The 10,483-nt window shown below is 72.2% G+C and carries 9 protein-coding genes and 1 pseudogene; 3 read left to right on the top strand and 7 right to left on the bottom strand.

Annotation, left to right across the window (positions count from 1 at the left end):
- Window positions 1-112: pseudogene (locus AC07ZS_RS08910) on the top strand (gluconate 5-dehydrogenase); the annotation flags it as partial.
- A gap of 223 nt (window positions 113-335) precedes the next feature.
- Here AC07ZS_RS08910 and AC07ZS_RS08905 read toward each other — a convergent pair.
- Genes AC07ZS_RS08905 through AC07ZS_RS08885 form a run of 5 tightly spaced genes read right to left on the bottom strand, consistent with a single transcriptional unit; the run spans window position 336 to window position 5,812 of the window.
- Window positions 336-1,232, bottom strand: a complete 897-nt coding sequence (locus AC07ZS_RS08905) for a DMT family transporter (RefSeq protein WP_494798234.1) — start codon at window positions 1,230-1,232, stop codon at window positions 336-338.
- Window positions 1,229-1,999: a 2-keto-4-pentenoate hydratase gene (locus AC07ZS_RS08900; RefSeq protein WP_494798233.1), complete on the bottom strand. Its 771-nt coding sequence runs from the start codon at window positions 1,997-1,999 to the stop codon at window positions 1,229-1,231. The genes AC07ZS_RS08905 and AC07ZS_RS08900 overlap by 4 nt, the downstream gene beginning before the upstream one ends.
- A gap of 7 nt (window positions 2,000-2,006) precedes the next feature.
- The gene (locus tag AC07ZS_RS08895) at window positions 2,007-2,822 is read right to left on the bottom strand and encodes an enoyl-CoA hydratase-related protein (RefSeq protein WP_494798232.1); all 816 of its coding nucleotides are present in this window, start codon (window positions 2,820-2,822) and stop codon (window positions 2,007-2,009) included.
- A gap of 9 nt (window positions 2,823-2,831) precedes the next feature.
- Window positions 2,832-3,614, bottom strand: coding sequence for an SDR family NAD(P)-dependent oxidoreductase (locus AC07ZS_RS08890; RefSeq protein ID WP_494798231.1), 783 nt, complete (start codon window positions 3,612-3,614; stop codon window positions 2,832-2,834).
- Window positions 3,614-5,812: a 3-hydroxyacyl-CoA dehydrogenase NAD-binding domain-containing protein gene (locus AC07ZS_RS08885; RefSeq protein ID WP_494798230.1), complete on the bottom strand. Its 2,199-nt coding sequence runs from the start codon at window positions 5,810-5,812 to the stop codon at window positions 3,614-3,616. Before AC07ZS_RS08885 ends, AC07ZS_RS08890 begins: the two co-directional genes overlap by 1 nt.
- A 194-nt stretch (window positions 5,813-6,006) precedes the next feature.
- Between AC07ZS_RS08885 and AC07ZS_RS08880 the strand changes: the two genes are divergently transcribed.
- Window positions 6,007-7,164, top strand: a complete 1,158-nt coding sequence (locus AC07ZS_RS08880) for an acetyl-CoA C-acetyltransferase (protein ID WP_494798229.1) — start codon at window positions 6,007-6,009, stop codon at window positions 7,162-7,164.
- A gap of 2 nt (window positions 7,165-7,166) precedes the next feature.
- A complete protein-coding gene (locus tag AC07ZS_RS08875; protein ID WP_494798228.1) occupies window positions 7,167-8,267 on the top strand; it encodes a CaiB/BaiF CoA transferase family protein in 1,101 nt (366 codons plus the stop codon).
- On the opposite strand, the gene AC07ZS_RS08870 is transcribed toward AC07ZS_RS08875, so the two are convergent.
- A complete protein-coding gene (locus AC07ZS_RS08870) occupies window positions 8,264-9,247 on the bottom strand; it encodes a quinone oxidoreductase family protein (RefSeq protein WP_494798227.1) in 984 nt (327 codons plus the stop codon). The genes AC07ZS_RS08875 and AC07ZS_RS08870 overlap by 4 nt on opposite strands.
- On the bottom strand, window positions 9,244-10,401 hold the full coding sequence (locus AC07ZS_RS08865; protein ID WP_494798226.1) for an L-lactate dehydrogenase: 1,158 nt from the start codon (window positions 10,399-10,401) through the stop codon (window positions 9,244-9,246). The genes AC07ZS_RS08870 and AC07ZS_RS08865 overlap by 4 nt, the downstream gene beginning before the upstream one ends.
- Window positions 10,402-10,483 lie beyond the last annotated feature (82 nt).

The following is a 10,483-nucleotide window of genomic DNA, read 5'->3' as shown; positions in this document are numbered from 1 at the left end:
CGATGAGGGGCTCAAGGGGGCTGTGTTGTTGCTGGCCTCCGATGCGGGGAAACACATCACCGGGGTGCTTCTGCCTGTGGATGGGGGGGCTTCTGCTGTTGTCGGGATCTAGTTTCTCGCCTGCCGCTGGCTTGGCCCAGGCCTTTGGGGGCGCCTGATGCGCTGGCGAGGAGCGCAGCGGTTCGGGGTTGCCGCGCTGGCGCGGCCAAGTTCGCATGTTTGAGCGAAGCGAGTTTGCGAACTTGCCCCGGGCCGCGAGCACCGCAGCGGACCCCGAAGGGGCAGTGCATTGAAGCCCCCAAAGGCCTGGGCCAAGCCAGCGGCTCGCCAAAAACCTATGAGCGCTCCAAGCCGAGCCGGGTCCCCGCCAACACCAGCACCAGCCCGACCACATGCCACCAGGTGATCGGCTCACCTAAAAAAACCGCCGCAGTGGCGATGCCGAAAATCGGCACCCAGTGCAGCCACTGCGAAGCCCGCGCCATGCCGATCAGCGAGATCGAGCGCGTCCACAGCAGATTCCCGATGCCGGCAGACAACAACCCGGACACAACAAGACCGGCCCACAGCCACCCGGCCGGTGGCGCGCGCGGCGGCTCACCGCTCCAGAGCCAGGCCAGCCCCGCGTGCCCCAGCAAGGCCGCCGCCCCGATGGCGTGCACCAGGATGGTCAACACCACCGCATCCATCTCGCGCACCAGCCGCTGCGTGAGCACCGCGCCCAGGCAGAACACCAGCACCGCCAGCATCACCAGGCCATCGCCCACCCCCGCCTCCACCAGCTGCGCCACCGGCCGGTGCAAGATCGCCAGCGCCGCACCGCCCAGGCCCAGCAACGCCCCCGCCAGCCGGCGCATGCCCAGGCGCTCGCGCAACAACACCATGGCCACCAGCGCGGCCACCAGCGGCTGCAGCGCCGCGATCAACGCGCCGTTGGTGGCCGTGCTGCGGCGCAGACCCTCGGCAAACAGCCACTGGTTCAGATAGATCAGGCACAGCGCGCACAACAGCAGCTGCACCCACTGCTCGCGCCGCAAGTTCAGCGACACCGTGCGCCCGCGCAGCAGCAGACACATCATCAGCATCGCCGCCAGCATGCGCAGGCCCGCGAGCAACAGGCTGTCGAAATGGCCGGTGAGCCACTTCACCACCGGCATGTTGATGCCCCACACCAGCATGTTCAGCATCAGCATCGCCTGCAGGCGCGCCGGTGCGGGGTGGGCGGCGGTCACGAAAGCGTGAGCTCCACCCGGCCCAGTGGCCCGAAGTCGGCGCTCAGGTGGCCGCCCCCGTCCAGCGGCCAGGGCGCGGTGCAGGTTCCCGTGCTCACCAGCGTGCCCGCGCGCAGCACGCGGCCGTGGCGCGCGGCCTCGGCCAGCGCCCGCGCCAGGGCCTCCACCGGGTCGCCCAGCACCGCGCTCGAATGACCTTCGCGGGCCAGCTCGCCGTCGCGATGCAGCCGCACCGGCAGGGCCCGCAGGTCCAGCTCGCGCCAGTTCGCGAAGTCCGCCCCGCGCACCCAGGCGCCGGCATAGGCCAGGTCGGCCACGATGGCGGGGGCGGGCGCCTCGGCCCAGCGCGCGTAGCGGCTGTCGGCGACCTCGATCGCGGGAAACACCGCGTCGATCGCGTCCAGCAGTTCCTCGCGCGACAAGCTGCCTTCGATGTCGCGGCCCAGGCGAAAACCCACCTCGGCCTCCACCACGCAAACCATGAAGTCGCTGCGCGGCAGCGTGGCGCCGCTGGTGTGGCGGCGCGAGCGCAGGATGGGCCCGATCAGCGGCGCGCGCAGGCCCAGCCGCTCCAGCGCGGGGGCGCTGGTCACGCTCAGCTTGGCGCCCACCACCGCGTCGTCGCGCTCGGCCAGCACCTGCCGCAGGTGCTCGGCCTGCAAGGCATAGGCCTTGTCCAGGTCGCAGGCCAAGGTGGTCGGGTCCACGGCCCAGGGCACCCCCGTGCGCGCGGCCTGGCGCAGGCCCTCGATCCATTCGTGGCGCATGGTGGGTTCAGCCTCTCGGAGCAAACACCGGTTCGCGCTTCTCCAGGAAGGCCGTCACGCCTTCGGTGAACGCGGGCCGGTCGATCAGTTCGCGCTGGCGCCCGCGCTCGTAGTCGAGCTGCTGCGCCAGGTCGTTGCGCTCGGACGCATCGAACGCGCGCCGCGCCTCCAGCGCCGCCTCGGCCGGCAGGCGGGCCAGCTGGTGCGCCATGGCCTGGGCGCGCCCGGCCAGTTCGGCGTCGGGCACGCAGGCCCAGGCAGCGCCCCATTCCACCGCCTGTTGCGCGCTCAGCCGGTCGCCCAGCAGCGTGAGCGCCATGGCGCGCTGGCGCCCCAGTCGGCGCGGCAGCAGCCAGGTGCTGCCCATGTCGGGCACGATGCCCAGGCGCGGCACGAAAGGCAGGTACAGGTAGGACGACTGGGCCATCAGCAGCACATCGCCCGCCATCGCCAGGCCTGCACCCGCGCCGGCGGCCGCGCCGTTGACGGCGCACACCACCGGCACCGGCAGCTCGCGCAGCGCCAGCACGATGGGGTTGGTGAGCTCGGCCATGAACTCGGCCGTCCACTCACCCAGCGACGGGTTCGCGGCCGCGGCCTGTTGCATCTCTTCCAGGTCGGCGCCGACGCAGAAGGCCCGGCCGGCGGCGGTAAGCACCACCGCGCGCACCGCCGTGTCGGTGTGCAGGCGGCGCAGCGTGGCCAGCAGCTCGCGCTGCAGCGGCTGGGTGATGGGGTTGGGCTTGGTCGGGTGCTGCAGCGTGAGGGTGGCGATGCCCTCGACGATCTCGCAGCGCACGAGAGGCGGCGGGTTCGTGCTCATGGCGTGGGCTCAGCGCGGCGCCATGCGGATCGCGCCGTCCACGCGGATCGCTTCACCGTTCACATAGCCGGTGGTGATCAGCATCTCGGCCACGGCGGCGAATTCCTCGGGCCGGCCCAGGCGCTTGGGGAAGGGCACGGACGCGGCCAGCGCGGCCTTCACGTTGTCGGGCGCGGCCTGCAACAACGGCGTGTCGAAAATACCCGGCAGGATGGTGTTGACGCGGATGCCGTCGCCCATGAGGTCGCGCGCGACCGGCAGCGTGAGGCCGACCACCCCGGCCTTGGACGCCGCGTAGGCCGCCTGGCCGACCTGGCCGTCCTGCGCCGCCACCGAGGCGGTGTTCACGATCGCGCCGCGCTCGCCGTCGGCCAGCGGCGCCAGGCCCAGCATGCCGGCGGCCGAGCGCGTGATGCAGCGGAAGGTGCCGATCAGGTTGATCTGGATGATCTTCTCGAAGTCGGCCAGCGGAAAGTGGCGCGGCTTGCCGGTGGCCTTGTCGAAGCTCGCGGTCTTCACCGCATTGCCGGTGCCCGCGCAGTTGACCAGGATGCGCTCCTGACCGTGCGCCTGGCGCGCGCGCTCGAAGCCTTGGTCCACGTCCTCTTCGCTGGTCACGTTGACGCGGCAGAACACGCCGCCGATCTCCTTGGCCAGCGCTTCACCCTGTTCCACGTTGAGGTCGAACAGCGCGACCTTCACGCCCTGCGCCGCCAGCCGGCGCGCCGTGGCGGCTCCCAGGCCCGAGGCCCCACCCGTGACCACCGCGGCGATGTCGGTTCCCAATTGCATCAGAAGCTCCCCTGTTCGTAAAAGCTGCCGCCGGCGGCGGCGAGTTGCCGCAGGCGCGGCGTCGGTTCGTACATCGGTCCGTGCGCGCGCAGCGCGTCGCAGCGGCGCACCACCTCGTCCAGGCCCAGCCAGTCGGCGTATTTGAGCGGCCCGCCGGTGTAGGCCGGGCAACCCAGCGCGAGCTGCATCGCCATGTCGAGCTCGGCCGGCGTGGAAACCACGCCCTCCTGCAAGGCGTGCGCGGCCTCGACGATGAAGGGCAGCATGAGCCGGTCGACGATCTCCTCGTCGCTGAAGGCGCGCGGCCCGCCGGGCTGCAGCGTGGCCAGCAGGCCCGCCACCTCGGGGTCCACCTCGCGCACCGGGCGGCCGGCCTCGTCGCGGCCGTGGCGGTAGAAGCCCGCGCCGCTCTTCTGGCCCAGGCGACCGCGGGCCAGCATGAGCTTGAGCGCGTCGCGCTCGATGGGCGGCATGCGCTGCGGGTAGCCCGCGCCGATCACGTCGGCCACGTGGCTGCCTGTGTCGATGCCGATCACGTCCTGCAGGTGCGAGGGGCCCATGGGCCAGCCGAAGGCCACCATGGCGCGGTCGATGGCCAGGTAGTCGCCGCCGTCGGCGATCAGGCGCAGCGCCGCGCCGGTGTAGGCCATGAGCACGCGGTTGACCAGGAAGCCCGGGCCGTCCTTGACCACCACCGGCGTCTTCTTCATGGCGTGGGCGTAGGCCACGGCGGTGGCCACGGCGGCCTCGCTGCTGGCCTTGCCCTGCACGATCTCCACCAGCGGCATCGCCGGCACCGGGTTGAAGAAGTGCATGCCGACGAAACGCTCGGGCCGCTTGAGCGCGCGCGCGATGTCGTCGATGCAGAGGCTGGAGGTGTTGCTCGCGAGCACGGTGTGCTCGCCCAGCGTGGCCTCCAGCGCCGCGAGCACCTGGCGCTTGGTGTCCAGCCGCTCGACGATGGCCTCGACCACGATGTCGGCCTCGCCGAAACCGGCCTGGCCGGTCTGGGTGGTGATGGCGCGCTGCACCGCCTGGGCGCGATCGGGGTTCAGGCGCCGGGCCTTGACCTGGCGCGCGAGCTGTCGGTCGACCTCGGCCACGGCGGCGTCCAGCGCCTTGGGCGAAAGGTCGCTGATGCGCACCGGGATGCCGGCGCGCGCACTGGTGAAGGCGATGCCGCCGCCCATGATGCCGGCACCCAGCACAGCGGCCTGCTTCACCGGCCGCGCGCCCTGCGTGCGGCGCTTGGCGATCTTTTTCACCACCTGCTCGCTCAGGAAACTCTGCACCAGCGCGGCGGCGGCCTGGGTGCGCGCGATGCGGGCGAAAGCCTCGCTCTCCAGCGCCAGCGCGGCGTCGCGGTCCAGCGGGGCGGCGCGCTCCATCAGGTCCAGCGCAGCCAGCGCCGCGGGCTGGTGCGCGCCGCTGGCGGCGGCCACCGACACGCGCCACTCGGCAAAACCGGCCAGCGCCTGCGCGCCGTGGTGGCCGTTGCCGTTGCCGTTGGCATGGCCGTTCGCGTGGCCATTGAGGGGGCGGCGCTTGCGCTGCTGCGCGGCGCGCCAGTCGATGGTGCCGTCGGCGGCCTGGCGCAGCAGGTCCAGCGCGGTGGCGCGCAGGCTCTCGCTGTCGCACACCACGTCCACCGCGCCGGCCGCCAGCGCCGCCTCGGCGCCGCGCGGCTGGCCGTCGGCCACCCACTGCACCGCGGCCTGCGCGCCGGCCACGCGCGGCAGGCGCACCGTGCCGCCGAAACCGGGGAACAGGCCCAGCTTCACCTCCGGCAGACCCACCTGGGCACGGTGCGACATGGCGCGCAGCGCACACGTCAGCACGAACTCGAAACCGCCGCCCAGCGCGTAACCGTCCACCGCCACCACCGTGGGCAGCGCCAGGTCTTCCAGCGCCACGAAGGCCTCGTTGGAGGCGCGCACGTCCTCCACCAGGTCGGCGTGCGGCAGCTTGAACTTTTCACCGAACTCGGTGATGTCGGCGCCGACGATGAACACGTCCTTGGCGCTGGTGGCCAGCACGCCGCGCACGCCGGGCGTGGCGGCGATGGCGGCCACCGCCTCCTTGAGCTCGGCCACGGTGCGCGCGTCGAACTTGTTGATGGGCTCCCCGGTGCGGTCGAAGCAGAGCTCCACGAAGCCCCCCTCGATTTCACCGACCCGAACATTCCTGCCTTGGTACATCTGTCTCTCACCCGCCCGGGAAATCCGGGCATGGCGCCAGTGTCTGGAGATGCCCCCGGGCCTGCATCGTCTTAACCGACGAATCCGCCTGCCAGCCCCCATTTCGTCGCTTTGGACGACGTTGTTCCGGGCCCGGTTCAGAACAATGCCGGACAGTGCCGGAACCCTCCGGCGAACCCCAAGGAAATTCACTCATGAGCGACGCATACATCGTTGCCGCCCTGCGCACCGCGGGCGGCCGCCGCAACGGCCGCCTGGCCGGCTGGCACCCCGTGGACCTGGCCGCCCAGGTGCTCGACGGCCTGCTGGAGCGCACCGGCATCGACCCCGCCGCGGTGGAGGACGTGATCATGGGCTGCGTCTCGCAGGTCGGCGAGCAGTCCACCAACGTGGCGCGCAACGCCGTGCTGGCCTCGCGCCTGCCCGAATCGGTGCCCGGCACCTCGATCGACCGCCAGTGCGGCTCCTCGCAGCAGGCGCTGCACTTCGCGGCCCAGGCCGTGATGTCGGGCACGCAGGACGTGGTGATCGCCGCCGGCGTGGAGAGCATGACGCGCGTGCCCATGTTCAGCCCCAACCAGGGCGGCGCCTACCAGGCCGGCCGGCTGCGCGAGCGCTACCCGCGCGATTTCAGCCAGTTCAGTGGCGCCGAGGAGATCGCGCAGAAATACGGCCTGGACAAGCAGGCGCTGGACCAGTACGCGCTGCTGAGCCACCAGCGCGCCATCGCGGCCAGCCGCTCGGGCGCCTTCGGCGCCGAGGTGCTGCCGATCCCGGTGCGCCGCGCCGACGGCAGCGGCGGCGAGGAGCTGCACACGCAGGACGAGGGCATCCGCTTCGAGGCCACGCTGGAATCCATCGCCGGTGTGAAGCTGCTGCGCGAAGGCGGCGTCATCACCGCCGCCAACGCCAGCCAGATCTGCGACGGCGCCAGCGGCGTCATGGTGGTGAGCGATCGCGCGCTCAAGGCGCACGGCTTGAAGCCCCTGGCGCGCGTGCACCACATGAGCGTGATCGGCCACGACCCGGTGGTGATGCTCGAAGCGCCGCTGCCCGCGACCCAGCAGGCCCTGAAGAAGGCCGGCCTGGGCATCCAGGACATCGGCCTGTACGAGGTCAACGAAGCCTTCGCCCCGGTGCCGCTGGCCTGGCTGCAGGCCCTGGGCGCCGACCCCGAGCGCCTGAACGTCAACGGCGGCGCCATCGCGCTGGGCCACCCGCTGGGCGCCTCGGGCACCAAGCTCATGGCCACCCTGGTGCACGCCCTGCACGCACGCGGCCAGCGCTACGGCCTGCAGACCATGTGCGAAGGCGGCGGCATGGCCAACGTGACCATCGTGGAAAAGCTCTGACGATGCCAGGACCGCTGCAAGGCCTGCGGGTCATCGAGATGGCGGGCCTGGGCCCGGGGCCGTTCTGCGGGATGCTGCTGGCCGACCTGGGTGCCGAGGTGGTGCGCATCGACCGCCCGCCCGCGCCCGGCGCCCCGGCGCTGGAACCGCGCTTCGACGTCACCAGCCGCGGCAAGCGCTCGCTGGTGCTGGATCTGCGCGCCGAGGGCGCGGTGGAGACCGTGCTGCAGCTCGTGGCCAAGGCCGACGTGCTGATCGAAGGCTTTCGCCCCGGCGTGATGGAGCGCCTGGGCCTGGGGCCGGACGTGTGCCTGCGGCGCAACCCGCGCCTGGTGTTCGGCCGCATGACCGGCTGGGGCCAGCACGGCCCGCTGGCCAAGGCCGCCGGCCACGACCTCAACTACCTCGCGCTCACCGGCGTGCTGCACGCCACCGGCCGCGCCGACACGCCGCCCGCGCCACCGCTCAACATCGGCGCCGACTACGGCGGCGGTGCCATGTTCCTGGCGCTGGGCATCCTGGCCGCGCTGCAGGAGCGCCAACAATCGGGCCAAGGCCAGGTGGTGGACGCCGCCATGACCGACGGGGCCGCCCTGCTCGCGGCCATCTTCCACGGCCTCAAGGCCGCCGGCCAGTGGAGCAATGCGCGCGAAGCCAACCTGCTCGACGGCGGCGCGCATTTCTACGACTGCTACGCCTGCGCCGACGGCAAGTTCGTGTCGGTGGGCGCGATCGAACCCCAGTTCTATGCCCTGCTGCTGCAGCGCTGTGGCGTGACCGACCCGGCCTTCGACGCCCAGATGGATGCGGCGCGCTGGCCCGAGCTCAAGGCCAAGTTCGCCGCCCTGTTCCTCACCCGAACCCGCGCGGCCTGGTGCGAGCTGCTCGAAGGCAGCGACGCCTGTTTCGCGCCCGTGCTCGACTGGGACGAGGCCGCGCAGCACCCGCACAACGTGGCCAGAGAGACCTTCATCGAGCTCGACGGCGTGACCCAGCCGGCCCCCGCGCCGCGCTTCGACCGCACGCCCGCCACGCGGCCCCAGGCGCCCCGGCCCGTGGGCGCCGATGGCGAGGCGATCCTGCGCGAGTGGGGTGTCGCCTAAGGCGTGAAGACGGTCGCACCCGAGGTGCGGCGCGCCTGCAGGTCTTCGTGCGCCTGCACCGCCTCGCTCAAGGGGCGCACGGCGCCGATGCGCGGGCGCACCAGGCCGTCGCGCAGCGCCTGGAACAGCTCGGCGCAGGCCACGGTGCGCTGTTCGGGCGTGCCCACGAAGTCGGGCATCACCGGGCGCGTGAGAAACAGCGAGCCCTTGCGGCCGAGCAGGTTGATCTCCAGCGGATCGATGGTGCCCGAGGACTGGCCAAACACCACCAGGGTGCCGCGCGGGCGCAGGCAGTCGAGCGAGGCCGCGAAGGTGTCGCGGCCCACCGAGTCGTAGACCACGCCGAGCTTGCGCCCTTCGGTGAGTTCGAGCACGCGCGGCGCGATCGCCTCGCGCGCGGTGACGATGACGTGCGCGCAGCCGTTCTCGCGCGCGATGGCGGCCTTGTCGTCGCTGGACACGGTGCCGATCACCCGCGCACCCAGGCCGCTGGCCCACTGCGCAAGCAGGCTGCCCACGCCACCGGCGGCCGCGTGCAGCAGGATCGTTTCGCCCGGCTGCACCGGGTAGACCTCGCGGATCAGAAAGCGCGCCGTCATGCCCTGCAGCAGCACGGCGGCGGCCGTGGTGTCGTCGATGTCGTCGGGCAGCTTCACCAGCGCCTCGGCCTCGATCACCCGCGCCTGCGCGTAGGCACCGGTGCTGCCGGCGTAGGCCACGCGCTCGCCCACGCGCACCGCCGTCACGCCTTCGCCGACGGCCTCCACCACGCCGGCCGCCTCGGCGCCGGGCACGACGGGCAGGGGCATGGGGTAGAGGCCGCTGCGGAAGTAGGTGTCGAGGAAATTCAGGCCCACGGCGGTGTGGCGCACCAGCGCCTGGCCGGGCCCGGGCGGCGCCAGCGCGACCGACTCCCATTGCATGGCCTCGGGGCCACCGGTGCGGTGCACCTGCTGGGCCATCACGTGGGTGGCGTTCATGGCTGCACCAGCGCGTCGCGGTTCACCTCGTCCACGCGCGTGAGGCCGGCCAACGCCAACGCGGTGGCGAGCTCACGCCGGTAGGTGGCCAGCAGGCCCGCCACGCCGGCCTCGCCGCGCGCGGCCAGGGCCCAGATCCAGGGCCGGCCGATCAGGCAGGCGCGCGCGCCCAATGCGAGCGCGCGCACCACGTCGATGCCGTTGCGCACGCCGCCGTCGAGCAGCACCTCGGCGTCGCCGCCGACCGCCTGCACCACCGAAGGCAGGGTGGCGATGGTGGAGCTCACGCCGTCGAGCTGGCGCCCGCCGTGGTTGGAGACCACCAGCGCCTGCGCGCCGGCCTGCACGGCCTGCACCGCGTCCTGCGCGTCGAGGATGCCCTTGATCACCAGCGGCCCGCCCCACTCGGCGCGGATCCAGTCCACGTCGGCCCAGCTCACGCCGGGTTCCCAGTTGGCGCTGGTGTACTGGTAGAAGTCGCTGAGCCGGCGCGCGTTGGGCACGGCGGAGACGAGGTTGCCGAACAGGTGCGGGCGGCCCTGCACGCCCACGTCCCACAGCCAGCCCCAGCGGCGCGCGAAGTCGGCCGCCACGCGCGCGCGGCCGCCCCAGCCCAGGCCGCCGGTCATGCCGGTCTGCACGTCGCGGTGGCGCAGGCCGGCCACGGCGAGGTCCACGGTGAGCACGAGCGCGCCGCAGCCCGCGGCCTTGGCGCGGCCGATGAGTTCGCGCGTGTAGCCGCGGTCGCGCGTGATGTAGAGCTGGAACCAGAACGGGCGGACCGATGCGGTCGCCATCTCTTCGAGCGAGCACACCGAGACCGTGCTGAGGCAGAGCTGGGTGTCGGCCGCCTGGGCGGCGCGCAGGGCTTGCAGTTCGCCCCGGCGGCGCATGAGGCCGGCCAGGCCGACCGGGCCGAGCGCGATGGGCAAGGCCCAGCGTTCGCCGAGCACGGTGGTGCTGAGGTCGATGTCGCCGACCGGGCGCATGACGCGTTGGCGCAAACGAAGTTCGGTGAAGTCCCTTCGGTTGGCCGCGACGGTTTCTTCACCGAAGGAGCCGCCGTCGATGAACTCGAACAGCTGACGGGGGAGGCGTTGTCGGGCCAGCTCGCGGTAGTCGTTCACCACGGAAGGCTTCAGGGATTGAGGCATTGCTTTTCTCGTTTTTTCGCTCGGAGGCTTCTTCTCTGCTGCAGCGCCTGGGGTGACCGACTCCGCGAATGTCCCCCGGCGG

Source organism: Hydrogenophaga sp. GW456-12-10-14-TSB4 (assembly GCF_059424305.1).
This window is presented reverse-complemented; position numbering and strand designations above follow the sequence as displayed.

Excerpts from the sequence above, each read along its gene's own strand:
- AC07ZS_RS08890 (WP_494798231.1), bottom strand. The coding sequence starts at position 3,614 with ATGCAATTGGGAACCGACATCGCCGCGGTGGTCACGGGTGGGGCCTCG.
- AC07ZS_RS08870 (WP_494798227.1), bottom strand. The coding sequence starts at position 9,247 with ATGAACGCCACCCACGTGATGGCCCAGCAGGTGCACCGCACCGGTGGC.
- AC07ZS_RS08880 (WP_494798229.1), top strand. The coding sequence starts at position 6,007 with ATGAGCGACGCATACATCGTTGCCGCCCTGCGCACCGCGGGCGGCCGC.
- AC07ZS_RS08885 (WP_494798230.1), bottom strand. The coding sequence starts at position 5,812 with ATGTACCAAGGCAGGAATGTTCGGGTCGGTGAAATCGAGGGGGGCTTC.
- AC07ZS_RS08875 (WP_494798228.1), top strand. The coding sequence starts at position 7,167 with ATGCCAGGACCGCTGCAAGGCCTGCGGGTCATCGAGATGGCGGGCCTG.
- AC07ZS_RS08895 (WP_494798232.1), bottom strand. The coding sequence starts at position 2,822 with ATGAGCACGAACCCGCCGCCTCTCGTGCGCTGCGAGATCGTCGAGGGC.
- AC07ZS_RS08865 (WP_494798226.1), bottom strand. The coding sequence starts at position 10,401 with ATGCCTCAATCCCTGAAGCCTTCCGTGGTGAACGACTACCGCGAGCTG.
- AC07ZS_RS08900 (WP_494798233.1), bottom strand. The coding sequence starts at position 1,999 with ATGCGCCACGAATGGATCGAGGGCCTGCGCCAGGCCGCGCGCACGGGG.